The sequence below is a fragment of the Syntrophomonas sp. DTU019 genome (genome assembly GCA_913757435.1).
Taxonomy (GTDB): Bacteria; Bacillota; Syntrophomonadia; order Syntrophomonadales; family Syntrophomonadaceae; genus DTU019.
In genome coordinates this window covers 115,752-142,435 of sequence record CAJYDM010000005.1, presented here as the reverse complement: position 1 = coordinate 142,435, position 26,684 = coordinate 115,752, and the positions used below count along the sequence as shown (strand labels likewise).

The following is a 26,684-nucleotide window of genomic DNA, read 5'->3' as shown; positions in this document are numbered from 1 at the left end:
ACCATATATACCCGGCACGGCCTCTATACCGGCAAGTAGGAGTCGAATTGCTCTTCAACTTCCATTTGATAACCATACAGAGTCTCAAGGTGACGCACATAGAAGCAGTGTCTGCGGGGAGTGAGATTCTCATAGAGAATCGGTTGACTGGTCTCATCGGCCAGTTTGATCAGATCATCGAAGCTGGCCACTTTAAGCATGCTGGCCAGCAGATCATGCGGCAATACAGACTGCAACTCTATCATGCGGCTGCCATGCTTGTTGATGATATTGACCAGCTCTTTTTCCGATTTATTGCTTGCAGCGGCTTCGGTGTATTTAAGCACAGCCAGCAGGGCCAGCAGCAAAAATACCGTAACCGCTACACCGATGATGCGTTTCATCATAGCCCCGGGCACCGGAACACTTGTAACCTGAGTGATGTTGGCAGGCTTCTGGTCAGTTAAATTGCCTTCCACCATAAAGGCCTCCTCGCCGATGGGAATAACGATAGCAGGGGCCAGCTGGGTCTCTGCGCTGCCTTCAGCAGTTGTAGTGTTGGCGTTGACATGGTAGCGCACCACCAGTTCCACAATGTCTACCCCTACTCGGTAGGTTTCCCGCAGGCTGTTTACGAAATTAACGTAATCTATTAATACCACCGGCACCGTCTGCCGCAAGACAAAAGATTTATCCTGGGTTTTAAATGGAGTCGCAGGCAGCAGTTCATTGCTTTTTTCCCAGACCATGACACGCTGTCTTTCAGTCCCTTGAACACCTTTAATGTCCTTCAAAACGTAGCCTGTCATGGTGGCCACGACCCGGTAATTGCCTGACAATTCCGCCGCAGACTGGCCCTCAAACTGATAGACCAGGTTGGTCTCGATGTAACTGGTCAAAGGCAATAGGTAAGCCCGGCCCGGCCCGGCGGAAGGTTCCGGGAAGAAGTTGTTGGGAGCAAGTATCACTCTGTAGTCTAGTTGAGCTTTATGAATGCTTTTATACAGTTCGGTCTGGCCCTCTGTGTAGGTAGGATTTAAGAAACTTTTTATACTGTAGACGGCTGATAGCAATATCAAAGCCGCCAGAGTGATGACAATGATTGTGCGAGTGCGGGTCGATACGGATATCCTGCGCATTATTGACCTCCTCTTCTGAAATGGAAAGAATATGTGTATTGGTAATTATCTATCTGACTCAACTCTCGCAGTTGATTTGACCCAAAGCTCATGCAGAAGCACAAAGGTTGAATTCCGCTTAAGATACGTTGCAAGCAGGTTCATAAATTATCGATGACATCAGGTCAACTTATCCAGCCCCTCAAGGCCATGGTAATCCAGCCTGCCTTGGGGATCACCACGACCACTTTGCCGATTACTGCCTTTTCAGTCACCGGATCTGCATCGGGACTGTCATAAGCATCCCCTTGGGTGGTGAACACCCGCCGCCCCTCCTCCTCTTTAACACTTACAATGCGATGCGCGACCTTCATACTGCCCAGCTGGAACATGATTATATCGCCGTATTCCACCATTTCCCCGGGCATTTTTTTGACTACAATTATGTCGCCGATATCGATGGTGGGAACCATGCTGCCGCTGACTATTACCCGGGGCACAAAGCTGAAAACCCCCATACAGAACCATATCAAGACAATGGCGGTTACGCTGCCCACCGCCCAGCCTAAATGATTTTCTTCTCTGCGGGCTTTGTTATATCCTTTCTCTTCTGTAAAAATCTGCTGCACCAGGATAAGGGTGAGGATAGGAGTAACTGTACCGATCAAAGTGGAACTGACCACCCCCACATTAGGCAACACCGGAGATAAATACTCAAAAAGGCTGGAACCGCCATGGTAAATAAATGCCGGCCAGAATCCACCCGCAAGAGCCAGGTAAGAAGTAAGCACACTGGCCGATATCTCCGGCAAGGCGGTGGAGCCTGCAAATTCAAGAATGTTCTTTAGTCCCTCCAGGTTCATTAATTTGGCCATAGGTATGGAGAAAGCCGAATAGAGCAGGCCTATGAGAGTGACTCCCATTGCTGGCCGGTGTTTGAAATGGCGCTGCATCAACCAGCTCCGGGTCAACTCAATTGCAGCAACAAAAGTCCCCACACTGATGACATTTACGGTCATGCCCAGAAGGCTGTGGTCAAAAGGGCTTTTCCCGAATCCGTCCATCATGCCCTGAATCATGGCCCCCAGAATACCGATAAAGACACAGACCACTGCCAGGCTGTTTATCAGTTTGCGCAGACGGGTGGATAATCCGGGACTGGCACCTGGAAGCAAGCGCATAAACAGAATTACCAGGAGCCACATTATGGTGGGATATACATAATTACCGAGCATACCCTTGATTCGCGGCCCGAACAGGAAATTATCCAACACGAAGGCCGCGACCATTATTATCGCGAAAGAAATAGTATATCGGGCAGATTTTCTCTTGATCAATTTATTAGAAATATCCATATTCGAGCCTGCATTTTTAGTATATTATCCGATAAACGGAAGTAAATGGCAATTCGCTCTTGCTTCGCCTTCATCACTGGCTAATTGCCTTACAGGGAAAAGAGAATAGGGAGAAGTTTTACTTCTCCCCGCCATTTTGCAGTCTGATCATTCTACGTTTTAAGGAGTATATTTGGGGTCGGGTTCCTGTCCACTGGATCCATCGTAATTAGGGTCTTTTCTATTTTCAGTGATTATCTGACTGGGAAGAATTCCGCTATCTCCATCCGGGTTTGTATAAATGCCCTCATTAGGGAGTCCGAATTCATTCCACTGAATAGCTTTCAAATTGATTGTAAAGGCCTCGGTGGTCTTTTGAGGAGCTGACTGCAGAACACGGGTGTATATTGCTACCGCAATCTCCTCATTAGGATCAATCTGATAGCCCTGCAGGGGCAGTATGGATTGAGCACCTTCCTCGCTGCTCCAGACCATATAATCTTCACCGTTATCTTTCACTTTGGTGGGATCGGCGTCAAACCAGATTTCCACCAGGCACCATGGTGGAATTCCTATTGCATCGATGTCAAACTTGGCTGGTACTGTGCCATCATTGATAATCTTAGTATAGATGCGTTCCTGATATCCAGGATAACCATTACCCAGTGTAATTACTAAACTGTCGTCTTTATTGGAGAAAGCACCATCATCATCAGTCTTTTGATTAACGACTTTAGCATCCATGAAACCAATATTTTTGGCGTCATTAGGATTGCCGGGGTCCAATTCATCTAGGCCTTCCAAACCATCTGTACCGTAAACATTACCCTCGTAACCTAAATAATTCGGACTTGGATCCGGAATATGCATATCAGTATCCCACCTGACATTCAACTTACCGGTCTTAACCGTCTCATCAACTATCAGGGTATCGGACCACATGGCATACGCTCCGCCCAGGGCGGCGAAAGCGAATACCAGAACTAATGCCAGTACTCTCATTTTCTTCATGGGTTAAATCCTCCTCTTCTCCTGCGGTGCCTGCTTGAAGAGCAAGACACTCGCTTGCAGTTTTGGGGTCTACCCCCTTAACTGTTGTCTCCTACATAGATGATAACTTCCACCTGAAGCTCATCATGCCATCCGGCAAAAGGATCTTTGAGGTTCCACTGATGATAAGGAAGTTCGAACTCCCAGCGGTTGACCCCTGCCTCGATCGGTCCCCAGAAGGTGATTCTTATAACCCCGCTGGTCGATTGTCCCGGGTCTATTTCTTCATCCAAACTGTTTGTCGAGTCTGGATTGAAGATTATGCCCCCGCAGGAATCATTTCTTTCCACTGTATTCAGGTCTTCCAATATAACTGGAACAGTGCCGTTATTGGTGATGGTATATTTGAAGTCCCATACCACCTCACCGGTCCAGTCTCCGGTTGATTCGTTCAACGGCAGCGACTGGCTTTCGATCACCAGCTTGCCGTTTTCCAAATCTCCGTAATCAGTGGCTTCTACAGATGCCAGACCCGAATCATACCAATCATTATCGATCCTGCTGAAACCGAGACTGATATGACCCAACTCAACATCTTCAAATATATGTAGACTTACGCCCCATTGAGCCATCGCCGGTCCGATAACACCCAACCCTGTTACCAGAGCGAAGCAGACCAGGATAACCGGCCATTTGCCGCCCCCGAACCTTTTGCTTTTAATCAAAACCAACCTCCTTCCCGCGTGTTTCAGGGTTATCAGCAGCCTGAGTATAAAGCTTTGGGGCTACATCATCAGTATAAAGGCTGCCTGTGATCGCCCCTACACCCCGCAGTCTATTGTTCGCATAACCTAAAACACACTTCTCAAGGTATACTTTTGTACCATGCCTTCAAATATCACATCGGTCAGAAGGATTGAGCGGCTTCAACTGCACAGAAAGTTGGGTTTGCCCAAACCTCGCGAATAAGCATATAAGGCCGCCTGGGTGCGGTCGGCCAGATTCAGTTTCTCGAGTATTTGGCTGACGTGTTTTTTGACGGTATATTCAGTGACATAAAGATCGGCAGCAATATCCCGATTGCACATACCATGGGACAGTGCGGCGAGAACCTCCAGCTCGCGCGGGGTGAGCTGTTCTAAAGGGTCGCTGTTCTGAGGCTCCACCAGTAACTGCATTATGCCGGGATCGATGTAGGTTCTGCCCTTGACGGCCATGCGGATGGCGGTCACCAGTTCATCAGGCAGGGCTTCTTTAAGCACATATCCGTCCACTTTCTCTGTCAGGGCTTGTTTTACGTCGCAGCGGTTGCTGAATGAGGTCAGGATGATGAATCGGCAATGGGGTGCTAAATAACGCCCCCGCTTAATGATATCCAGACCGTATTCCCCGTTCAGATGTAAATCTACCAGAGCGATGTCCGGTTGATGCAACTCAAGGGATCTGCAGGCCTCCTCTCCACTGGCTGCAGTATCCACTACTTCCATGTCTCCCTGCAGCTGCAGTATAGCCTGCAAGCCATGCAACACCAGGGGATGATCGTCTACCAGCACCAGTCTCATGCTCATTCCTCCCTCTCTTTGCCCTCTCTTTACCGCAAGAAAATCTGCACCGCAACGGGGCCGTATCAGACTTAGCGGGGAATGCTCAAATGAACCCGGGTTCCTTTGCCCGGTTCACTCTCTATGTTCAAAACCCCATCGAAGCGTTCCGCCAATTGCCGCATATTGGCGAATCCCATTCCCGGTGCCTCTTTACTGCGGTTATTAAAACCTTTACCGTTGTCCTCCACCGATAGTTCAGTTTTGCCCGGATGCATGCGGAGCTTGACCTGTAGGTTGCTGCAGCCGCCATGCCGCAGGGCGTTGCTGGCCGCCTCCCGCACCACCCGGTGCAAAGCCTGGCGCAATACCGGACTGAGGTTGTCCTCCTGGCCTTCATACTGCAAATCCACCCGGACACGATGCAAGCGCCCCAGGTCGTCGAGATATAAGGCCAGATTGTTTAAGAAGACCTGGTCCCCGCGCTGCCGGGGACTCAATTGATAAATGGAATCCCGCAGTTCACGGAAGGCGCGCTGAGCGGTATCGGTCAACAGTTGCAGTTGTTCCTGTACTCTATAGTTCTGCAGGGGCAGATCCTGCTTGGAAAGGCTGTGCAGTGAACAAACCATGCTGAACAGGTATTGTGCCACCCCATCATGTATCTCATTGGCAATGCGGTTCTGCTCCTCAGTGACCAGAATGCGCCCCCAAAGGTCTCTGGCCCTCAAGCGTCCCAGTGTCATACCCCCCAGCCGGGCCAGGTATACCAGCGAATCCTCATGCACAGAATTGTCCCGGTCCGATTGCAGATAAGCCAGCCAGCCGAAGTATTCGGCATAATGACATACTGGTGTCATTACCAGGACTGCATCCAACTCTGGAATCTCTTCCTTAATAATGCCGACTCCGCAATTCAAATTCTCAAAGGGTCGATCGGCTATGAGCTGGACTATTAGCTGGGGGAAAGACTCTGAAGCCTGGATTATTCGTGTAGGCTCACTGATTTGCTGATGGTGGTTTTCGACGGGAGCGATCAAAACGCAGAGACCCGGGCCAGAGCAGAGTTTCATAGTATACTCTGCCAAGAGCTGAGCCGCCGAGTTCCCATCCTCCTGTTCGGACAGAGACTGCAGGGCTTGATGTATTGAGGAAATCTGTGCCAGAGCGGCACTGCTGCGCTCATGAGCTTCCTCCAAACCCATACATGCTGTTATCAGTCGGCGCAAGAGGTAGGCGGTCAGTTGCAGCAATGCAGTCACGAATATCAGAGCTGCGAAGATTACCGCCTGTTGCAGCAGGAAGCTGAGCATGGCACCCGGCAAACCAGGGTATACCAAGGTGGCACCGACAGCTGTGGACAGAAACAGCAGCAACATCTTCCAGCAATAGCTCCAGGGCAGAAAAATGGAGGCCACCAGCAGAGGATTCACCGCATACCACACAAAGGGACTCTGTATGCCCCCGGTGGGCAGGATCAACAGCGCGATTCCCATGGTCTCTGTGGCTATAAGGGTGCGCAGCGGGGAGAGCTTGAGCATCCGCTCTGCAGTCGATTCATTCGGATCAAAATTAGCGAATGACGACATTACCTGTTTGATATCATCGCTGTTGTACAAACTTATGGCCAACACGGTGGCCACCAACATGGTGGCTATAACCAGCAGTTTTATTATCCAGGGGAAATTGAAAGGGCCTACCAGGTATAATGATGCGCTGAAGAGCAGCAGCACCCAACGGGCATAATAGAGGAATTGATTGATCAGAGCAACGTGGTCCAGGGTACGAAAGTCGCCATATCGCCCGGAAGCTAATATATCCTGGCACAACTTCTCCCACCACGGATAAGCATCGGCTCGCTTTTTGTTCTCAGAGGTGAATGCAGTCATTTGCACAATTTCCACTCTATGTAATGAAGTACATTTCAATAATACAATGCCTGCTTCTAACCTTCTATTCACCCCAAGTAGCAAAGCCAAGCTAAGTCTTTTCCAGTATATCTAAGCCTTGTTTAAGACTTTTCCCGCCACTTTTCGATCTGAAGCGCGATTCCCCCTTCATTCGACCGACAAAGATTCGAGCCTTTTTAAAATATCTACTGCAAATACGACAATTGTCGATGTTATTTTAATGGCATAAAGACCCAGGACTAGTCTAATCCGGGTTTATAATACTTCTCGCCCAAAAGTATTAGTATTATAGTCTCGTATTAAGTTAAATAATTTCGGGATTATGCTCAGGACCATTAGCGTACAAAAAGCGGGCCGATTCTGGCCCGCTACCCAATAAATATCGCCATACTCCATTTCCGGTTTGTCTAGGTCAGAGATCCGGCATTAACCGCCGGGCTGCCTCCAAAAGACGCTCTCTTTTGTTTTCGTCTAGATCTTTTAAGACCATATCCAGCAAGTGCTGTAAGGCCTGCCCCAGTCTGGCGTCGGGCGGATATCCCATTGCCAACAGATCATTCCCATCCACCTGCAGATCCTTAATACTAATCGGTATATTATTTTCCTTGATATGTTGATAGATGGCCTTAGCCTGATCAATAAAAGAGCTGTCATGGAAGGAAGCGCTGCCCTGAATGTCTGCTTTTTGCAGGGTGAAGAGATCAGGCAAGTTCTCCTCGCCCACCTGCAGAAGCAGTCTGCTGACCGTCTCCCGATCAGGCCTTTTCAACCAGTACATATGATTGCCCACCAGGGTACTGACCTTATCGATAACCACCCGGCTGAATTTGAGGCGGTTGAGAAGCTGTATGGTCTGACGCTGGCTCTCTTCCTGATGGTGATAGAAATGGCCCACTCCGTTGCTGTCCATAGTAAACGTGGCCGGCTTGCCGATATCGTGCAGGAGGGCTGCCAACCTGATCTCCAACTGAGGCGGCACGCCTTCCACCACCGCCAGGGAATGGTTGAACACATCATTGATGTGGGCCGGGTTGTGCTGTTCGAAACCCACCATAACCATCAACTCGGGAAAACACTCCTGCATCACACCGCTTGCAACCATAAGCCGCAATCCCCGGGCCGGATGCTCAGAAACCAGAATCGCTTCCAGTTCCCCTCTTATCCGCTCGACCGCAACTTGTTCTAACAGCGGCAGACATTTCCTTATGGCAGGGATCAGAGAACGGTCAAGATCGTAGCCAAGCACTGTTGCCAGGCGGATTGCCCGCAGTATACGCAGCGGATCTTCGCTAAAACGCTCCTCAGCCTGATTCTCCGGCGCCCGGATCAATCGCCGCACTATATCTTCTTGTCCTCCCCAGGGATCGTATAAGCGGCCCGAACCATCCAGAGCCATGGCATTGATGGTGAAATCCCGGCAGAGCAGATCCGCTTTCAAGATCGCTTCCCAATCCAGACCAAGTCCAGGGCATCCCCGGCAGCTGCTTACCTCCACACCGTGTTCCTGCACCATTACTCGGACAGTACCATATTTTTCACCCAACGGGATAGATCTCTCAAACAGAGCCTTGATTTGGCTGGGCTGCGCGGTGCAGACCACATCAAAATCCCGTGGTTTGAGCTGCATGACCAGATCGCGCACTGCGCCGCCCACTACCACGGCCTTAAATCCTTGACTGCGAAGTCGGTCGAGAACATATTCGACATGCTGGGGAAGAATGTACTGCATATTTAGCCTCCGCACTGCTGATTCTAACTATTTGGGCTAACCTGGGCTGCGGCCAACGCCGCACCCAAAATCGAACCATTGCTTACTGGTATGAGCTTAACCGTAGCAGGGATTTCAAGGTGCTGATTGATAATTCTCTCCACCCCGTTGATAAACCCTGGTATTTTTAGAAATACGCTGCCATCTACAGCCACCGCTTGCCGCTGTCCGTTTGCGCCGGTAGGTTTGCACAAGGCTATATAGCTGGCGGCTATCAAATGCTGAGCCCGGTCAATAATGGCCTGCGCCACCGCTCTCATGATCATGAGGTCTTCATTGCTGATTAAGTCTAAACCCTGCTGATGCAGCCAATTATCTATTTGTTCGTTGCGCAAAGGTTTTTCCGCACTGAGCCAGTTTAGCACCTCTGACCCCACCGTATAAGGCTGGCTCAGCCTGATGAGGCTTTTATCTGTTGAAGGCAAGAGCCCCCGTTCCCACAGATCCGCTATAACCAGACGAAACAGCTCGCCCATATACTTGCCGGAGACCTTTTTTTCCAGAAGTTGCCGGCCCGGGTCCATGCTTTGACTGTCCAGGCGTTGATCATAGATATTGTCCTCGGTCAGCGAAAAGTTGCCGGCCTCAGTATTCACCACCATGGGCAGCCCCAAAGCCGTTTTCAAGGCTGGCTCCACATAGCAGCTGTTATGTCCGGTGCCGCATATGGACCCTGCGCATACCGCAGGTTGTGAGTAAGCTCCGGCCAAGCAAGCGGCTACCGTGTCATTAATTATGGCAACCGGCGCAACATGGCTAAGGCCCCGCTTCCGCAGACCGTCGCAAAAGAGGCCTTTTATATCCCGGCCTACGGTAGCACTGGTCTCGATCTCTTTGGTCCACTCCAGGAGCGTGGCCCGATCTATCGCCTGCTGATGCATAGGATAGGAAAAGGTCAGTCCCAAAGCGCAGTCCTCTCCCGGAATCGCAACAGCTTCCACCAACGCGGCCACGAAATCAAACAGGTCCCTCCCGGTAGCCGAAGCCCTGGTCAGATCATAACCCAATTTGTCATCAGCCAGGGGGCGGCTGATCTGGGCAGAAACCTGGAAATGTCCCTGACCGAGAAGATTAACCGCCATTACTCGAATATTGGTGCCGCCAAAGTCAACCGCGATGTACTTGCCCTGCTCCTGACCGCTGGATCGGGACAGGAATGATGGCAGAATCTTCAGCGAACTGGGCTTATGGTTCAAGGCCAGGTCCAGTTCTGCTGCAAAAGCCCTGGCAATCCCCGGCACTGAAGCGGTGCCGAAAGATGCACATATTTCCTTGATTATCTTTGCCTGCATCTTTACTCCTTGTGAATATATTGGCGGTGTCAGCTCTTACCTAGACGCTCGGGCAGGCTCTGCCTTTATTCTGTGATAAAAGCCCGGGTTTGATCATAACCAGAAGCCAGGGTGATATTAGCCAGCCAGGTATCTACATCCATTATCCCATATCACGCCTGGCATTAACTTAAAATATCTCCCATGGGCTTCACTAGTGGCTTGAATCAATTCTATACATATTGGGTGGCACAGTCCAGAATACAGATGGGCGGACAAAAAAAAGAACTGCGAATACTCGCAGCTCTTCTAGCTCTCTATGGTGGGCGATGACAGGCTCGAACTGCCGACCCCCTGCTTGTAAGGCAGGTGCTCTCCCAACTGAGCTAATCGCCCTGGTGACCCCTAGGGGACTCGAACCCCTGTTACCGGCGTGAAAGGCCGGTGTCTTAACCGCTTGACCAAGGGGCCTTAGCAGATGTCGGACGACGGATGTCGGATAGCAAAAAAATTACCTGTTTGTTGCGGTGATGGTTGAAATAAATCCGACTTCCGCCCTCTGATCTCTGATTACTGAATATGGTGGGCCTACCAGGACTCGAACCTGGGACCAACCGGTTATGAGCCGGTAGCTCTACCAACTGAGCTATAGGCCCGTGGTGCGGCAACCCCGCAAGAGTTAGTATATAAAATATCCTATCAAAGGTCAAGGAAAATAATCGTATTCTGGTGCCGATTTTTAAGCTTTCCCTTAAACCGTCAAGGGCATACAAAAGGCGGTTCCCTTTTTGGTAGCCGCCTGTAGTATTCTTTGGCTCCCCGAGTAGGATTCGAACCTACAACCCTCCGGTTAACAGCCGGATGCTCTACCGTTGAGCTATCGAGGACCATCCCAACAGGAATTATTATATATTGCTGCAAGGCAGTTGTCAACCGAAAGACAAGATCTATTCGATGTAGTCTTTCAGCTTTTTGCTGCGCGACGGATGTCTGAGCTTACGCAAAGCCTTGGCTTCGATCTGCCGGATGCGTTCACGGGTTACCCCGAATTCCTGCCCAACCTCTTCCAGTGTACGGGGGCGCCCGTCATCCAGGCCGAAACGAAGTCGCAACACCTTTTCTTCACGGTCGGTAAGAGTATTTAAAATGCCGTCCAGGTGCTCGCGCAACAGTACGAAGGAGGCTGATTCTTCTGGGGATTCAGCGTCTTCATCAGTGATAAAATCACCCAGATGACTATCATCTTCTTCTCCTATGGGCGTTTCCAATGAAACCGGTTCCTGGGCGACTTTCATGATTTCGATCACCCGATCTACCGGAATATCCATCTCATCCGCCACTTCCAGCGGGGTGGGTTCCCGGCCCAGGGTCTGCAACAGGTTGCGTTGCACCCGGGAGAGTTTGTTTATGGTTTCCACCATGTGTACCGGGATCCTTATGGTACGAGCCTGGTCAGCGATGGCCCTGGTTATGGCCTGCCTGATCCACCAGGTAGCATAAGTACTGAATTTATAGCCTTTGCGGTAGTCAAATTTCTCAACCGCTTTCATCAATCCCAGGTTGCCTTCCTGAATAAGATCCAGGAAAAGCATGCCCCGGCCTACGTAGCGCTTGGCGATACTAACTACCAGCCTGAGGTTAGCTTCTACCAACTGCCGCTTGGCATCTTCATCGCTGGCCTCAATACGTTGGGCCAGGTCGATTTCCTCTTCCGCCAACAACAGCCTCACGCGGCCGATTTCCTTGAGGTACATACGCACCGGGTCATCTATCTCAATACCGTCAGGCACTGTGATTTCTTCGGTTTCCAGGCTCTCGCCTTCCAGTTCTTCTTCGCCTTCCAGCTCCGAGTCGGTTCCCACACCAATACCCAGAGATTGGAGGTGTTCTAGGATGTCATCCATACTGTCAGACTCCAGGTTAAAGCCCTGCAAGTCGTCGATGATTTCATCATAGGTTAGATTCTTTTTCTTTTTCCCTTTTTCGGCCAGAACACCAACCGCTTCTGCTAATTTTCTGTCCATTTTCATTGTATCCCCCCTTCCCGGGTCTGGTGTAGGAATGTATCAAGATCTAATATTAAACGCAGAACAGAATGAAACCCTCCGTCATTGCGAAGTTGATCCAACCGTTGATGCAATTTCCTCCATTTGGCCTTTTGACGCCCCCGCTGTACACTGCGGATAAAATACCATAATTCGGCATCATTTATGCGAATTCCTTCATGCCATCTGCTTTCCAGTCTGGCCAACAATGCTTCTAATCCTTCTTTCTGGACAGCCTGCTGCCAAGCTACAGGATTAGCCTGCAAATCGCCACCCATTTCATAGCATATTGCAGCCAGGCGGTTGTAATGCCTGGAAGTAAAGCATTGAACTCCGATCTGTGATGCTATGGTATCCGCAATATCCGAATTTTGCAGCATGTTTGCCAGTATTTTCTCTTCCATACTATAATTACCGTACTGTATATTATCCCTGTTAACTGGACTTTTATTCTTGGGATGCTGCATTCTCTGCCCGATATTGCTCTCAATCTCTTTCAATATCAAGTTTTCTTCAATCTTTAATAATCTGGAAAGCATCTTCACATAATTATCACGCAAAATGGTACTTTCCAATCGTCCAATATCCGGTTTGACTGCATTGATCACTCTGATTTTAGCTTGCAAATTCAGGGAATTTTCAGCAGCTATTGATCTTTTCACCTTGAATTCTATATAACTCACTCTATTATTCTGGATATATTGTAGGAATTCCTCTTTTCCGTATTGATCCAGATAGTCGTCAGGATCAAGGCCCCCTGGCAGGGTCAGGACTTCCACATTCAAGCCCTGTTCGGCCAAGATTTCCACAGCTCGCAAGGTTTCTCTCTGACCGGCTTCATCTCCATCGTATAAGACCAGTATGTTTTCGCTATAGCGCCTTAAGAGCAAGGCTTGCTCCCTGGTTAAAGCGGTGCCTAATGATGCCACCGCATTCTGTATGTCATGCTGGTGCAGCTTCAAGCAATCCATGTAGCCTTCCACCAGGATGGCCTGATTGCTCTTGCGTATGGTTTCGCGAGCCTGGTACAGCCCAAATAAGTGGTTTCGTTTAACATAAACCTCGGTTTCCGGGGTATTGAGATATTTGGGCAAGGCTTCCTCCACCGTGCGGCCCCCGAAACCCACGATGCTGCCCTGATAATCAAATATCGGGAAAATCACTCGATCCCTGAATAGATCATAATAAGCATCTCCATTCTTACTGCGTTTAATCAACCCGGATTCTTTCACCCATTCCAGATCAAAACCTTTTCCCAACAAATAATTGGAGATCCGGTTCCATTCATTGGGGGAATAGCCAAGCTGAAAACGTTTGATGGTGTCTTCTTTCAGATGCCGTTTGGCTAAATATTGCCGTGCTTTAGTCGCAGCAGGATCTTCTTCCAGGATGCCTTGAAACCAGGATGCAGCCGCCTTATTCACCTCTACCACTCTCCTAAACCGGTCAACTGCTTTGTTGACCTGAGTGTGGTGGAGTTGGATACCGGCGCGGCTGGCCAGCATTTGCACTGCTTCAGGAAAATCCATACCATCCCGTTTCATAATATATGTAAACAAATTACCGCCGGCGTGGCAGCCGAAGCAATAAAACATGTTTTTTCCCGGGGTCACACTGAAGGATGGAGTTTTCTCAGCATGGAACGGGCACAGCCCCCAGTAGCGATCGCCTTTGCGGGTTAATTTCACAGTGTCTGCGACCACATCTAATATATCCACGCGGTGGTTTATCTCCGCCAGTGTATTATCATCATAATAAGCACCCATAGTTTCACCTTTATTCTCTTTCAACTTGCAAAATCCTGCCTGATTTTAGCGAAATTTGACCCAGACTATTTGTCAACCTCATCTCGGTGTATTATTGGAAACTGTTCCGGCACCAGGGATTGGGGGATATAAACGTTTTCGAAAATGCCGATGCAATACTCGTCGCTCATACCGGCGATGTAGTCCGCAACCGCCCTTTCCAATCCTTCCTGTTCGGCAATTTCCAAATACAATGGAGTCATGCGTTGGGGGTTTTTCCGAAAATAATTGAATAGGTGCTCGATCACAAAGCTGGCCCGTCTGCGCTCCGCCTGGCAGACCGGACCGTTATAAATGGCCTCAAACATAAATTCTCTTAAGCCTTTAAGTGCGGCTTCAACCGGCGGCGAAGGCTCAATTGCCGGCACCTCTCCGGCCTTTAGTTTGCTGCGGCTGTATTCTATGGTGTCGATAACCAGCGTGGCGATGCGCTGGCTGTGGCTCTCCCCTAAGACATCGATATACTGCCTCGGCAGTTCCTCCAGGCGCAGCAACCCACCGCGAATGCTATCATCAATATCGTGCTGTACATAAGCGATTTTATCGCTAAGGCGTATGACCCGTCCCTCTGCAGTCTGGGCCAGGTGTCCCTGCGTGCCATAACCACTGTGATGCAAAACCCCGTCTAAGACCTCAGCGGACAGGTTTAATCCCGGTCCCAGACGGTGTTGTTCCACCCTGGTCAAAACACGGATGCTGTTCTCGTTGTGGCGGAATCCTCCGGGCAGCAGCTGGTCAAGGATTTCTTCCCCGGCGTGGGCGAATGGGGTATGTCCCACATCGTGGGCCAGTGCTGTAGCCTCGATCAAATCCACATTGAGGTTTAATCCCGCTCCAATGGTTTTGGCGATCTGGTTGACTTCCAGGGTATGGGTCAGACGGCTGCGGTAGTGATCTCCCCGAGGTGCAATGAACACCTGGGTCTTATGTTTGAGGCGGCGAAACGACTTAGAATGGACTACCCGGTCGCGATCCACCATGAAACAGGTTCGAATCGGATCAGGAGCTTCACTTCGCATCCGCCCCTGCGAATTAACCGCCAGTGTAGCATGTGACCCCAACCAGTCTCTTTCCCGCGCTTCTATTTCCTGACGTATCAACACCATCCACCTCCTGTTTAAATCTCTCCATACCCTGTCTTTACTATTACTACAACCACCCAGGCTAATCCTTTAATCAATGCGACACCGTGCGACAGAGGCGGTTTCTCTGCTTGTCACCCGATGACCTGAATCTGGCAGGGCGTGGCTCAGACAACTTCAGGCTCACAGCCCAAACGATTTTACAATTCCAGCTATAAGTAATGACACCATTCCATATTTTTTTCTCTCCTGAATTGAAAATACAAAAGCCCGGAAAATATTTAATATCTCCCAGGCTTTTATCCTTCCGTGTTCACAGTTGAACTGTGCGTTTTATCTCGTCCCAGACCAGTGCTTTGCAAAGACTGCCAACCTTATAAAACCTATCATATGAATTTTCCTATATATGATACCAGACTCGGTACACATTTTCAGATTAAACGGGCAGGCATGGAAACCTGCCCTTACGCCAAATTGCGGGTTATTCTATACGCGGGCGGGCAGCGCCCGGCCCCAGATTGCGTCAGGATATCGTACGACAGTTCCATAATGGTCCACAGTCATACTGCGCTGCCGCGTATCAAGGAGCCCAGTCAAAAACATCCTTGCATTGGGGACAGGTCACTTTGATTGGGCCGCGATCGGTGGGAACCCGGAGTTTGGCATGACACTGCGAGCACTCCACCACCCGGTGATCAACCAGTTGCAGTATGCGGTTCCTATCAAGTCCGACCACTACGTCATCCCCTATCAGAAATGAGGGTACTCCGCGCAGACCGCGCCGGGTGAATTCCGCCTGGGCCTCTAGATCAGTATTGACATCCTTTTCGACGAAGCTTATTTTGTTCTGCGCAAGGAACTCCTTGGCCGGCTTGCAATGGGGTCAAGTCTGGGTAGTAAACATAACTACTTTCTTCACAGATCATTTCCTCCGTCATTAAATTGCGTTAACAGTTGATGCACAGCAAAGCTACGCAAGGTTAAGGATAACATGGACGAATAATGAATGATTGGTATTGTGCCACCGTTGCATGGTTCAGTCTTCACAAGGTCTGCGGTCCCCCCTACACCGGCTTGTTGTTAATGGCGGCTTGTGCGGCGGCCAATCTGGCTACCGGAATGCGGTAAGGGGAACAACTCACATAATCCAGTCCGATTAGATGGCAGAATTCCACTGAACTCGGCTCCCCGCCATGCTCTCCGCAAATGCCCATTAGAATATCAGGCCGGGTCTTGCGGGCTTTCTCCACTGCGATTCTCATCAATGTTCCGACCCCTTTTCGGTCTAAAACCGCAAAGGGATTATCTTTTAATATCTTTTTTTCCAGGTAAACCGGAATGAATTTGCCTTCAGCATCGTCGCGGCTGAATCCCAGCGTGGTCTGAGTAAGGTCATTGGTGCCAAAGGAGAAGAACTCCGCATCCATTGCCAGTTCGTCTGCCATCACACAAGCCCGGGGCAGTTCCAGCATGGTGCCCAACATGTATTCCAGTTCCAGACCGGCCTCAGCGCACACCTGGCGATGCACCGAAGCAATCTCTTCTTTCAGTATTACCAGTTCGGCCTGATCGATTACCAATGGTATTTCGATCTCCACGCAGGTGGGGATATTCTCATTTTTCAACAAAACCATGGCTTCAAATATTGCCCTTACTTGCATACGATAGATCTCCGGGTAAGTCATTCCCAGGCGGCAGCCGCGATGGCCCAGCATGGGATTGGCCTCTGAGAGGCTATGTATCTTTTTCAGCAAATCCTCTTTGTCCAGCAACCGGCTGTCAGTTATGCCCTGATGTTTCATCTCCACGATCTCTACCAGCAGAGCTTCGCGGTCAGGTAAAAATTCATGCAATGGCGGGTCTAGGAGCCGAACTGTTACGGGATATGGGGACATGGCTTTTAAGATGCCATAGAAATCCTCGCGCTGGAAGGGCAGGAGTTTGAGTAAAGCCTTTTCACGGTCGGCCAGGCTCTCCGCCATAATCATCTCTTGTACTACCGGCAGCCTCTCCTGGGCCATGAACATATGCTCAGTGCGGCACAGGCCGATCCCGGCGGCCCCAAACTGGCGAGCCCTGGCGGCATCTTCAGGGGTGTCCGCATTGGCCCGGACTGCCAGCCTCTTATGCTCATCCGCCCAGCCTAACAAGGTTTCAAATTCCTCTGAAAGAGTCGGTTCGATCATGGGTACTTCACCGAGCATAACATTGCCGGTAGCCCCGTCGATGGTGATTATATCCCCTTCTTTGACCATTAAGTTGGACACTGCAAAACAGCCCTGCTCAGTATTGATTGTAATAGCCTCGCAGCCGCATACACACGGTTTGCCCATACCCCGTGCCACCACTGCGGCATGTGAGGTCATGCCTCCGCGTGAGGTCAATATGCCCTGAGCAAAAATGATGCCATGGATGTCATCGGGGGTAGTCTCACTGCGAACCAGGACCACTTTTTCACCGGCTTCGCCGAGTTTTTGAGCCTGGTCGGCATCGAATAATACCTTGCCACTGGCAGCGCCAGGGGATGCTGGCAGGCCGGTAGCAATCGGCTCAACCTTATAACTGCTGTCGATCTGGCGGTGCAGCAGCTGATTAATCTGCTCGGCATCAACCCGCAGCAAAGCTTCTTCAATGGAAATCAAGCCTTCGTTGACCATGTCCACTGCTATTTTCACTGAGGCTTTGGCGGTGCGCTTGCCGTTGCGGGTCTGCAGCATATACAGCTTGCCTTTTTCCACGGTGAATTCTATATCCTGCATATCGCGATAATGACGCTCCAGTTTCATGCAAGTTTCCACGAACTGATCGTATACAGCAGGCAGTTCGTCTTTCAGCTTGGCGATGGGAGTCGGGGTGCGGATTCCAGCCACTACGTCTTCACCCTGGGCATTGACCAAGAATTCGCCGTACAGCTCGCGTTCTCCGGTGGAGGGATTGCGGGTAAAAGCCACCCCGGTACCGCAGTCTAAACCCATATTGCCGAAGGCCATGCTCTGAATGTTCACAGCTGTTCCCAGAGAATCAGGGATCTTGTTGAGACGGCGGTAAATGATGGCACGCTGGTTGTTCCAGGATTTAAATACCGCTTCTATGGCCCGGGACAATTGCTCATTGGCATCCTGAGGGAAATCAAAGCCCTTCTCCATCCTGATCAGGTTTTTATAATCATTTATTATCCCCTGCAATTCAACCGCAGGTATCTCATAGTCGAATATCAGGCTCAGTTTACGCTTGTACTTGTCCACGATATTATCAAACAGATGATGCTCGACATCCAGAACCACGTTGCTGAACATTTGTATGAAGCGTCGGTAACAATCATAGGCAAAGCGCATGTCTCCGGTCAATGCCGCCAAACCCTGCACGGTTTGGTCATTCAAGCCCAGGTTAAGGATGGTGTCCATCATGCCCGGCATCGATACCGCCGCTCCGGAACGCACCGAAACCAGGAGGGGGTTTTCCCTGCTGCCGAATATTTTACCGGTCTTCTGTTCCAGTGTTCTCATCGCCTGATAGGCATCATCCAGCAAGCCTGCGGGCAATTGCTCTCCTGCGGCCGAGTATTCGTTGCAGGCCTCGGCAGTGATGGTAAAACCGGGCGGCACCGGCAGGCCGATTAAGGTCATTTCAGCCAGGTTGGCCCCTTTGCCCCCCAGAATCATTCGCATGTCCGATTTGCCTTCTTCAAACAGGTAGATATACTTTTTGTCAGACATTACTGACCCTCCCAAATGATAAATTCCTCTTATGTTAAATATTGCTTATTCTGCGATAGTAAATCTCCAAAATTTTACTGGCCGTCTCTTCCACGGCGCGATTGGTCACATCTATCACCGGGCATCCCAATTTCCTCATGATACGGTTGGAGAAGTCCAACTCCTCATCGATGCGGATGGGATGGGCATAGTTGGCCTGCCCTTTTAAACCTAAGGTCTTCAAGCGCTCGGTACGGATGTGGTTCAATTGCTCATGATTTATGGTCAAGCCAATAACCTTGCCCTTCTCTGCTCGGTACAGTTCTTCCGGTGGATTGACCTCCGGAACCAGTGGCACATTGGCCACTTTGATGCGCTTATGCGCCAGATACATGGAGAGCGGGGTCTTGGAGGTACGTGACACTCCGACCAGGACAATGTCCGCCAATTCGATGCCGCGCGGATCCTTGCCGTCATCATAGCGGACCGCAAACTCCACCGCCTCTATGCGCCGGTAGTACATCTCATCTACTTTACGCAACAGCCCGGGTTCCCTTCTGGGCATTATGTGGCTGATCTGCTTGAAAGCATCTATCATTGGGCCCAGGATATCCACACAGGTCACTCCGTAACGCTGGGCCTCTTGGCGGAGGTGTGCAGCCAATTCGTCAACCACCAGGGTATAGGCCACCAAATACTGGTTGCTGGCAGCCTGATGGACCACTTCATCAAGAGTGTCGCAGTCTGATATGTTGGGAACCCGCCTGATCTCCATGCTGCCTGAATTGAACTGGCTGGCGGCGGCCCTAACCACCATCTCGGCTGTCTCTCCGATTGAATCCGATACTATGTAAACCCCTGGCAAATGATTTACCAAAGTTTACCCCCCCTCACGTTGCTTACCGGCCAGGTCGAGGAACAACCTGGCGATATTGGTTTTGGATATTTTTCCTACTACTTCCAGTTTTTCTTCACCTTCATTATTTATGAAACACTTGACCACCGGCATACTATCAATTTCTTGTTCAACGATTTTTTTAATAGCATTAACCACGGTCTCATCCATAGTGGTAGTAATGATATTGGGCATACGGGTCATTATCACACTCACCGGCATCTTGTGGATATCCGCCTGACCGAGCGTGGATTTCAAGAAATCCTTGCGCGACACTACACCGGTCAGAAAATTGGCATTATCCACGATAAAAATGGTACCGGTATCTTCGATAAACAGGGTTACAATGGCATCATAGATGCTGCAGGTCTCCTTCATTACCACCGGTCGGGACTGAATGTCTCTGACCCGGTACTGATTGAGTATCTTGCGCATCTCATTTTCGACCCCTTCTGTCTTATAGGTGTAACCAACCCGGGGCTTGGCCTCCAGGAAGCCTGACATAGTCAAAACCGCCAGGTCAGGGCGCAGTGCGGCCCGGGTCACCGAAAGGATCTCAGCTATTCTTTCCCCCGTAATCGGTTCATGCTCCTTGACAATCTGCAGGATTTTTTCTTGTCTCTCATTCAATTCCATACGGTACACCATCCAATTATGCTATACTGTTTGGGTTTTACGACATAAATTATATATACTATATCAAAGAAAAAAATCCTGTTAATAGACTCTATTTATTGCACTATTTTTGTGAAATCCCCCACTTGCTGACACATCCTGGCAATTCCCCCAAGCAAGCCCAATCTGGCCTGGCGTAATTGGTCGTCATCCACCATAACCATGACTGCTTCGAAAAACCGATCCACAGCAGGGCGAAGTCCGGCAATGATCTGCAATGCCGACTGGTATTGGCCTTGCTGCAAAGCCTCGGCAAATTCGCCGTTTAACGCCTGCAATTGCTGGTAAAGAGCAATTTCGCTGTCATCGACCAGACTCTGGTAATCAACCGAGGATGCTGCATCTGCCTTGCGGGAAAGGTTGTGGGCACGGTTGAAGACCACCATCATATCATTGAAAAAGCCCTCTGCCCTAATGGCCTGAATTAAATTCACCCGGGTCCAGATGTCGTACAGATCGGGGTTGGGCACTGCCAGAACGGTGTCAATAACATCATATGAAAAGCCTTTTTCCAACAGAACACCACGCATCCGGTGCAGAATGAAGTCCATCAGTTCGGTGGTGGTCTGTTCACTACTATTCCCCAGTTTGAATGCCTGTAGCCCCTGGTAAGCCCGTTTTATGAGTCTGGTCAGGTCTAATTTCAAACCTCTATCAATGATGATATTGACCAGGCCGATGGCCTGACGGCGCAGCGCATACGGGTCCTGTGAACCGGTAGGTTTGATATTGAGGGCGAAAAAGGCCACCAGGTTATCTAGCTTCTCGGCCAGGCTGACTGCAATACCAGTTTCACTGCCAGGCAGGCGGTCTCCGGAAAAACGGGGCAGATAATGCTCCAGAATGGCATCGGCCACCTCACTTTCCTCCTTGCTCAAGATTGCGTAATAGCGGCCCATCACCCCTTGCAGTTCGGGGAACTCATAAACCATGCTAGTGAGCAGATCGGCTTTGCACAGGTAGGCGGCCCGTTCTAGCCTATCGGGACTGCTCAACTTGGCCTCAGCTCCGCAGAATACTGCCAGGGCTTGCAGCCGGCCTACTTTGTCAAGGACACTTCCCAGGCGCTCATGGAACATCACATTGGAGAGACCGGGAACGAACTCCTCTATAGGTTTCTTGGTATCTTCACGCCAGAAGAACAGGGCATCTTCCAGGCGGGCTTTTAAGACCCTTTGATTACCAGCGACAACCGTCTCCAGGTCAAAGTCGGTACCGTTTCTGACTCCAATAAATCCGGGCCGCAAGCGCCCCTCATCATCAAACACCGGGAAATAACGCTGGTGTTCGATCATAGAGGTGGTTAGGACCTCGGGAGGGACATCCAGATAAGCCGGAGAGAATGCTCCCCAAAATGCGGTGGGGTATTCCACCAGGTAATTTACTTCCTCCAGCAAGTCGGCATTCTCCATAGGAGTGCCGCCAGCCGCCCTGGCTACCTCTTTGACCTGCTGCCAGATCATCTGGCTGCGCCGGTTTTGATCGAGAATGACATAGTCGGCTTCCAATATCGCAAAATAGTCGGACACGTTCTTAACTTCCAGGGTGCCCCGGGAAAGGAAGCGGTGTCCGTAAGTGCGCCGGTCACTATTAATATTCTCGATGGTCACCGGGATCACTTCTTCATTTAATAGGCACAACAACCAGCGGATGGGGCGGGCAAACCGGGTCTGGTAATAGCCCCAGCGCATGGAACGCGGAAAGGGTATGGCCTGGATGATATCGGCCAGCAGCTGAGGCAGTATCTCCGTGGCGGCTTTGCCTACCTCCCGTCGCACCGCAGCCACATATTCCACTCCGTCCACATCCACAGTGGTCAGCTCATTTATATCCAGGCCCTGGGAACGCGCGAATCCCAGCCCGGCTTTGGTGGGGTTTCCTGACTGATCAAAAGCTGCACTTTTCCGCGGCCCGCGGTTTTGAATCACCGCATCGCTCTGCATCTCGGCCAATTCGGGAATTAATAGTACCAATCGGCGTGGAGTACCCATAGTCTTGATTTCCCCATGCGTGAGGCGGCTTTCTGCCAGGTTTTTTTTCGCCAGGCGGTGCAGATCTTCCAATGCCTGGGCCATATATGCGGAGGGGATCTCTTCCACTCCGATTTCCAATAAAAGATCACGGTTCATGTTCTAACCCACCTCCTCTTCAGCTAACACCCGCTGGCGCAGAACCGGGTCCTTTAGCAGCGGGTAACCCATAGCCTTCCTCTGGGCAAGGTATTCGCCCGCCACGGTGCGGGCCAGGTTGCGCACCCGGGCGATGTAGCCGGTACGCTCAGTGACACTGATAGCTCCCCTGGCATCGAGGAGATTAAAAAGGTGAGAGCATTTCAAGACATAATCATAGGCCGGCAGTACCAGGTGGTGTGCGGCCACGTTCAAGGCCTCTTTTTCGCAGATGTTGAACATGGTGCTCAAGGCCTCCACATCGGCCAGTTCGAAATTGTAGTGGGAATGATCAACTTCGCCTTGATGGTGCACATCGGCATAGGTGATGCCATTTACCCATTCAATATCGTAGACGCTTTCTTTGTTCTGGATGTACATGGCGATGCGCTCTAAGCCATAGGTTATCTCGGCGCACACCGGATGGCAGTCAAAGCCGCCGCACTGCTGGAAATAGGTGAACTGGGTGATCTCCATCCCGTCCAGCCAGATTTCCCAACCGAGACCCCAGGCTCCTAGAGTGGGCGATTCCCAGTTGTCCTCCACCAAGCGGATGTCATGGTGGTCGGGATCAATGCCCAGATCGCGCAGACTGTCCAGGTAGAGTTCGATTACATTGTCCGGTGAAGGTTTCAGTATCACCTGGTATTGATAATAATGCTGCAGCCGGTTGGGGTTTTCGCCATAACGCCCGTCGGTTGGTCGGCGGGATGGCTCCACGTAGGCTACATTCCATGGTTCCGGCCCCAGGCTGCGCAGAAATGTGGCCGGGTTCATGGTGCCAGCGCCTTTCTCCACATCATAGGGTTGCTGGATGATGCAGCCCTGCTGGCCCCAGAATTTTTCCAGACGGAGTATGATCTCCTGAAAATTCATTGGCAACGCCTCCTGTTTTTGATATAAAAACACCAGACCCGTCCCTGAATACAGGGACGGGTCATTACCCGCGGTTCCACCCTGGTTGGCCAAGTTTTGGCCCACCTCTTGTTTTCGGGTTTTACTGACCTTCACGGTGTTCCTCCCGATGCTCCGGAGCGCCTTTCTCAAAAGGCTGCCCTGCCGGTTTTCAGCTCCCCCAGCTCTCTTTAGAGGACATGACCTTCAAGTACTTTTCTCCATCATTGCCATAATATACGGTTTAAATCATTTATTAAGTTTATCAACCGGCCCTAGCCTTGTCAATGTCAAGGGGTTAATTCTAGCATTTCCCAAATATCCTGTTATATGAACCTTTTACCCAAGACTATCTGCAGATATATTAAAATTCTGTTTGAGAAAACGGATGGTATTCTTGGTTACGAACCTGCGCTCCAGGTGATATTCCAGGTACTCTTCCAAGAACCTCTCCAAATGCATCAGGCTGGCAGGGTTTAAACGCACCCTTTTCACCACCTGCAGGGTGCCGCTTAAGAGCAGGCGCAGCAAGGCCAGGTGGTCCGGCTTTAAGGCCATACAGCCTCCCTGTTCCCGGGAGCATTGCGAGCAGAGCAAGCCGCCTTCGGAGAATTTGAACACCCCCGCTGCCACCTCTGCCGAATTGCAGCTCACACAGTGGGTCAATACCGGGGCATACCCCAGTTCCACCAACAGGCGCATTTCAAAAAATCGCAAAAGCAAGGGATCAGGGCCGGTTTGATCCATCACCTGCAATACTTGCAGGGTGCTATTAAACAGGGCCGGCAGGGCTGCGCCGTCCAGGAGCGCTTTGTCGAGGAGTTCCAGCATATATACCGCCTGCATGGTAGCAAACAATTCCTGGCGTATGTTGCCAAAAAAATCGATTAGCCGACCCTGGGTCACGGTATTCATAGTTCGCCCCCGGGCCAGATAGAGCTGCACATGGCAAAAGGGCTGCACCAGCGGACGCAGGCTGCTGCCAGGCTTTTTCACCCCTTTGGCAATTACCTGCATCTTGCCTTTAGAGGCCGAGAACACCGTGACCAGTTTATCAGCCTCCTGATAGTCCAGGCTTTTTAAGATGATAGCCTCACTGTGGAAGTAAATGCTTAACCCTCCCTACGGCAATCGGCTGCCTCCAGTTCAGCTTCGACCAGCGCAGCGGCATTGCTGCTGCCGATACGGTCTGCCCCGGCGGCGATGAATTGTTGAGCCACATCCAGGGTCCTTATGCCCCCGCTGGCTTTGATCTTGATTTGACTGCGGCGGTGCCTGCAGATGGTGTGGATATCCTCCAGCGAAGCCCCGCGGCAGTTTATGCCCGTAGAGGTTTTAATATAGTCGACCTCCTGCTCTTCCAGCAACTGCAGTACCTCGATCAATTCGCTGCAGCTCAATAAACCAGTCTCCACTATCGCCTTGAGCACCATGGGAAACTGCCTTTTGAGCTGCATGACTCCGGCCAGCTCCTGCTTCAGTACAGACCATTGTCGGTCTTTTAAAGCCCCCAGGTTTAAGACCATATCCAGTTCATCAGCGCCATTTTCCAAAGCCCACAAAGCTTGCTTCCATTTTAGATAAGCCGGGTCAGCCCCCAGGGGAAAGCCTATAACTGTGCAGGCTTTTACCCCACTGCCCATGAGTATTCGCTTAGCCAGGGGCAGGCGGTAGGGGGTGACACAAACAGCAGCCATGGAATACTTGGCTGCTTGTTCACACAGAATGATGATATCCTGAGTAGTACTATGCGGTTTTAAATTAGTGCTGTCCAGATGCGCACCCAGCATAATGATGTGCCCTTCTGTGGTTCAATCAGCGGGTATAGCCCAGTTGGTTGAGGTTATTCTCGCTGTCACGCCAGTTCTTCTTCACTTTCACCCACAGGTCCAGGTAAACCGGCCGGTCCAGGAGGCCTTCCAGCTCCTGGCGGGATTGTTCCCCAATCTGTTTAAGCATCTGTCCATTTTTGCCAATGACGATGCCCTTCTGGGAATCGCGCTCTATATAGATCACTGCCCGCAGATAGGCTTTGCCGCCATTCTGATGACGCATCTCCTCCACATCCACCGCCAGGGAATGGGGAATCTCGTCGCGGGTGAGCCACAGGGCTTTCTCGCGGATCAGTTCGGCTGCCTGGAAGGAAACCGGCTGATCGGTGAAATCGCCTTCCGGATAATACAGCGGCCCTTGGGGCAGATACTGCCAGGTCTTTTCCAACAACTCTGGGATATTGGTGCCCTGCATAGCCGACAGGAAGATAGTCTCGGCAAAATTCATATACCCGCAAAAGTCATTGATGTGGTCGGTAGCCCGCTCCAGATCGACCAAGTCGATTTTATTTATGAGCAGAAATACTGGTGCCGAAACCCCTTGCAAATAATCGATGATATAGCGTTCCCCACTGCCGAAAGGCCTGGTCACATCAGTCATATAATAGATTATATCCACTTCATGCAAGGAACGGGTGGATACCTGCACCATGTACTCTCCTAAAAGGTGCTTGGGCTTATGGATCCCGGGGGTATCCACGAAAATGATCTGACCCTGCTCAGTGGTGTAGATGCCCTGGATGCGATTACGGGTAGTCTGTGGCTTTTCAGAGACTATAGCCACCTTCTTCCCTACGATATGATTCATCAAAGTGGATTTACCTGCATTGGGCCGACCCACTATGGTTACAAATCCCGATCTCAAAGTGTTTTTTCCTCCACATTAAATTGAAACTGAAAGGGCAGCAGTTCTATAAGCTGATGTTCTCTAAGATTGCCGCGACGGTCGGTGACTATGACCTTCAGATCAGGGGCGAATTCTGCCAGGACCTGCAGGCAGGCGCCACATGGATAAATATACTCCTCACCACTGCCGCACAGACACAAGGTGTCTAATTCCATATCTCCGGCGTTGACCGCTTTGACCACCGCCGCCCGTTCAGCACAAATAGTAAGTCCGTAGGAGGCGTTTTCCACATTGGCCCCGGTATATACCTGGCCTTGTCTGCTGATCAATGCTGCCCCCACAGAGAAGTTCGAGTAGGGGCAATATGCTTTTTTGCTTGCCTCCCGGGCCAATCGGATCAATTCGCTCTTATCCATATATCTGTTTTCCTGCCCTATCTCCCTTAATATATTGTGGCATAATTCTCATTTGGTCAAACCCTAAATATATGGGGAACAAAGATTATCACTCCCAGCACAACTGCCGCCAGGGCGCTTAGCAATACTGCTCCTGCCGCCATATTCTTGGCCTTTTCAGCCAGGGGATGATATTGCGGGGAGATCAGGTCGACCACCCTCTCAACGGCAGTATTGACAACCTCAGTCACCAGGACCATGACAATGGCTATGACCAGAAGTCCCCACTCATGGCGTTCCAATCTAAAAATCAAACCTGCTCCCAGGGCCGCACCGGCAGCGGCCAGGTGAATCCTCATATTCCGTTCTTCGCGTATTACCGCCACCAGACCCGCGATAGCCCAGGCGAATTTGCTGATGATGCCATTCGAACTCATGGG

The 26,684-nt window shown here is 50.6% G+C and carries 22 protein-coding genes, 4 tRNA genes and 1 other annotated feature; all 26 genes read right to left on the bottom strand.

Features of this window, described 5'->3' with window-relative positions; all coding sequences use genetic code 11:
• Positions 1-23: 23 nt before the first annotated feature.
• A complete protein-coding gene (locus AC15IQ_RS12610) occupies positions 24-1,118 on the bottom strand; it encodes a DUF5305 family protein (RefSeq protein ID WP_483179501.1) in 1,095 nt (364 codons plus the stop codon).
• Between the two features lie 164 nt (positions 1,119-1,282).
• Complete coding sequence (locus AC15IQ_RS12605) at positions 1,283-2,452, bottom strand: signal peptidase I (protein WP_483179500.1); 1,170 nt, start codon at positions 2,450-2,452, stop codon at positions 1,283-1,285.
• Positions 2,453-2,611: 159 nt separating this feature from the next.
• Positions 2,612-3,442 carry a hypothetical protein gene (locus AC15IQ_RS12600; RefSeq protein WP_483179499.1) on the bottom strand — a complete coding sequence of 277 codons (831 nt, stop codon included), beginning with the start codon at positions 3,440-3,442 and terminating at the stop codon, positions 2,612-2,614.
• A 77-nt stretch (positions 3,443-3,519) separates the two neighbouring features.
• A complete protein-coding gene (locus AC15IQ_RS12595; RefSeq protein WP_483179498.1) occupies positions 3,520-4,146 on the bottom strand; it encodes a hypothetical protein in 627 nt (208 codons plus the stop codon).
• 201 nt (positions 4,147-4,347) lie between these two features.
• Positions 4,348-4,983, bottom strand: coding sequence for a response regulator (locus AC15IQ_RS12590; RefSeq protein ID WP_483179497.1), 636 nt, complete (start codon positions 4,981-4,983; stop codon positions 4,348-4,350).
• Positions 4,984-5,054: 71 nt separating this feature from the next.
• On the bottom strand, positions 5,055-6,851 hold the full coding sequence (locus AC15IQ_RS12585; protein WP_483179496.1) for a sensor histidine kinase: 1,797 nt from the start codon (positions 6,849-6,851) through the stop codon (positions 5,055-5,057).
• Between the two features lie 433 nt (positions 6,852-7,284).
• A complete protein-coding gene (locus AC15IQ_RS12580) occupies positions 7,285-8,601 on the bottom strand; it encodes a CCA tRNA nucleotidyltransferase (protein WP_483179495.1) in 1,317 nt (438 codons plus the stop codon).
• Positions 8,602-8,624: 23 nt separating this feature from the next.
• Complete coding sequence (locus AC15IQ_RS12575) at positions 8,625-9,932, bottom strand: hexokinase family protein (protein WP_483179494.1); 1,308 nt, start codon at positions 9,930-9,932, stop codon at positions 8,625-8,627.
• A 299-nt stretch (positions 9,933-10,231) separates the two neighbouring features.
• Positions 10,232-10,307 (bottom strand) — tRNA-Val (locus AC15IQ_RS12570).
• Positions 10,308-10,382, bottom strand: a tRNA-Glu gene (locus tag AC15IQ_RS12565).
• 109 nt (positions 10,383-10,491) lie between these two features.
• Positions 10,492-10,567: transfer RNA gene (locus tag AC15IQ_RS12560), tRNA-Ile, on the bottom strand.
• Positions 10,568-10,723: 156 nt separating this feature from the next.
• A tRNA-Asn gene (locus AC15IQ_RS12555) sits at positions 10,724-10,798 on the bottom strand.
• Between the two features lie 60 nt (positions 10,799-10,858).
• A complete protein-coding gene (gene rpoD / locus AC15IQ_RS12550; protein ID WP_483179493.1) occupies positions 10,859-11,941 on the bottom strand; it encodes an RNA polymerase sigma factor RpoD in 1,083 nt (360 codons plus the stop codon).
• Positions 11,938-13,746 (bottom strand): DNA primase, encoded by a 1,809-nt coding sequence (gene dnaG / locus AC15IQ_RS12545; protein ID WP_483179492.1) that lies wholly within the window; start codon positions 13,744-13,746, stop codon positions 11,938-11,940. The genes rpoD and dnaG overlap by 4 nt, the downstream gene beginning before the upstream one ends.
• Positions 13,747-13,787: 41 nt before the next feature.
• The gene (locus tag AC15IQ_RS12540) at positions 13,788-14,867 is read right to left on the bottom strand and encodes a deoxyguanosinetriphosphate triphosphohydrolase (protein ID WP_483179491.1); all 1,080 of its coding nucleotides are present in this window, start codon (positions 14,865-14,867) and stop codon (positions 13,788-13,790) included.
• Between the two features lie 556 nt (positions 14,868-15,423).
• Positions 15,424-15,762 (bottom strand): glutaredoxin family protein, encoded by a 339-nt coding sequence (locus AC15IQ_RS12535; protein ID WP_483179490.1) that lies wholly within the window; start codon positions 15,760-15,762, stop codon positions 15,424-15,426.
• Positions 15,763-15,907: 145 nt separating this feature from the next.
• Complete coding sequence (gene ppdK / locus AC15IQ_RS12530; protein WP_483179489.1) at positions 15,908-18,559, bottom strand: pyruvate, phosphate dikinase; 2,652 nt, start codon at positions 18,557-18,559, stop codon at positions 15,908-15,910.
• Positions 18,560-18,593: 34 nt separating this feature from the next.
• A complete protein-coding gene (locus tag AC15IQ_RS12525) occupies positions 18,594-19,415 on the bottom strand; it encodes a pyruvate, water dikinase regulatory protein (RefSeq protein WP_483179488.1) in 822 nt (273 codons plus the stop codon).
• Between the two features lie 3 nt (positions 19,416-19,418).
• A complete protein-coding gene (gene ccpN, locus AC15IQ_RS12520) occupies positions 19,419-20,069 on the bottom strand; it encodes a transcriptional regulator CcpN (RefSeq protein ID WP_483179487.1) in 651 nt (216 codons plus the stop codon).
• 95 nt (positions 20,070-20,164) lie between these two features.
• Positions 20,165-22,237 carry a glycine--tRNA ligase subunit beta gene (gene glyS / locus AC15IQ_RS12515; protein WP_483179486.1) on the bottom strand — a complete coding sequence of 691 codons (2,073 nt, stop codon included), beginning with the start codon at positions 22,235-22,237 and terminating at the stop codon, positions 20,165-20,167.
• Positions 22,238-22,240: 3 nt separating this feature from the next.
• Positions 22,241-23,152: a glycine--tRNA ligase subunit alpha gene (gene glyQ / locus AC15IQ_RS12510; RefSeq protein ID WP_483179485.1), complete on the bottom strand. Its 912-nt coding sequence runs from the start codon at positions 23,150-23,152 to the stop codon at positions 22,241-22,243.
• A gap of 49 nt (positions 23,153-23,201) precedes the next feature.
• Positions 23,202-23,407, bottom strand: a binding site (T-box leader).
• A gap of 102 nt (positions 23,408-23,509) precedes the next feature.
• The gene (gene recO, locus AC15IQ_RS12505; RefSeq protein WP_483179619.1) at positions 23,510-24,280 is read right to left on the bottom strand and encodes a DNA repair protein RecO; all 771 of its coding nucleotides are present in this window, start codon (positions 24,278-24,280) and stop codon (positions 23,510-23,512) included.
• A gap of 2 nt (positions 24,281-24,282) precedes the next feature.
• Positions 24,283-24,960 (bottom strand): deoxyribose-phosphate aldolase, encoded by a 678-nt coding sequence (deoC, locus tag AC15IQ_RS12500; protein WP_483179484.1) that lies wholly within the window; start codon positions 24,958-24,960, stop codon positions 24,283-24,285.
• A 25-nt stretch (positions 24,961-24,985) separates the two neighbouring features.
• A complete protein-coding gene (gene era / locus AC15IQ_RS12495; protein ID WP_483179483.1) occupies positions 24,986-25,867 on the bottom strand; it encodes a GTPase Era in 882 nt (293 codons plus the stop codon).
• Complete coding sequence (cdd, locus tag AC15IQ_RS12490) at positions 25,864-26,265, bottom strand: cytidine deaminase (protein WP_483179482.1); 402 nt, start codon at positions 26,263-26,265, stop codon at positions 25,864-25,866. Before cdd ends, era begins: the two co-directional genes overlap by 4 nt.
• 56 nt (positions 26,266-26,321) lie before the next feature.
• Positions 26,322-26,681: a diacylglycerol kinase family protein gene (locus AC15IQ_RS12485; protein ID WP_483179481.1), complete on the bottom strand. Its 360-nt coding sequence runs from the start codon at positions 26,679-26,681 to the stop codon at positions 26,322-26,324.
• Positions 26,682-26,684 lie beyond the last annotated feature (3 nt).

Coding starts and splice junctions, on each gene's coding strand:
- AC15IQ_RS12610 (WP_483179501.1), bottom strand. CDS start 1,118: ATGCGCAGGATATCCGTATCGACCCGCACTCGCACAATCATTGTCATC.
- AC15IQ_RS12605 (WP_483179500.1), bottom strand. CDS start 2,452: ATGGATATTTCTAATAAATTGATCAAGAGAAAATCTGCCCGATATACT.
- AC15IQ_RS12600 (WP_483179499.1), bottom strand. CDS start 3,442: ATGAAGAAAATGAGAGTACTGGCATTAGTTCTGGTATTCGCTTTCGCC.
- AC15IQ_RS12590 (WP_483179497.1), bottom strand. CDS start 4,983: ATGAGACTGGTGCTGGTAGACGATCATCCCCTGGTGTTGCATGGCTTG.
- AC15IQ_RS12585 (WP_483179496.1), bottom strand. CDS start 6,851: ATGACTGCATTCACCTCTGAGAACAAAAAGCGAGCCGATGCTTATCCG.
- AC15IQ_RS12580 (WP_483179495.1), bottom strand. CDS start 8,601: ATGCAGTACATTCTTCCCCAGCATGTCGAATATGTTCTCGACCGACTT.
- AC15IQ_RS12575 (WP_483179494.1), bottom strand. CDS start 9,932: ATGCAGGCAAAGATAATCAAGGAAATATGTGCATCTTTCGGCACCGCT.
- rpoD (WP_483179493.1), bottom strand. CDS start 11,941: ATGAAAATGGACAGAAAATTAGCAGAAGCGGTTGGTGTTCTGGCCGAA.
- AC15IQ_RS12540 (WP_483179491.1), bottom strand. CDS start 14,867: ATGGTGTTGATACGTCAGGAAATAGAAGCGCGGGAAAGAGACTGGTTG.
- ppdK (WP_483179489.1), bottom strand. CDS start 18,559: ATGTCTGACAAAAAGTATATCTACCTGTTTGAAGAAGGCAAATCGGAC.
- ccpN (WP_483179487.1), bottom strand. CDS start 20,069: ATGGAATTGAATGAGAGACAAGAAAAAATCCTGCAGATTGTCAAGGAG.
- glyS (WP_483179486.1), bottom strand. CDS start 22,237: ATGAACCGTGATCTTTTATTGGAAATCGGAGTGGAAGAGATCCCCTCC.
- glyQ (WP_483179485.1), bottom strand. CDS start 23,152: ATGAATTTTCAGGAGATCATACTCCGTCTGGAAAAATTCTGGGGCCAG.
- deoC (WP_483179484.1), bottom strand. CDS start 24,960: ATGCTGGGTGCGCATCTGGACAGCACTAATTTAAAACCGCATAGTACT.
- cdd (WP_483179482.1), bottom strand. CDS start 26,265: ATGGATAAGAGCGAATTGATCCGATTGGCCCGGGAGGCAAGCAAAAAA.
- AC15IQ_RS12485 (WP_483179481.1), bottom strand. CDS start 26,681: ATGAGTTCGAATGGCATCATCAGCAAATTCGCCTGGGCTATCGCGGGT.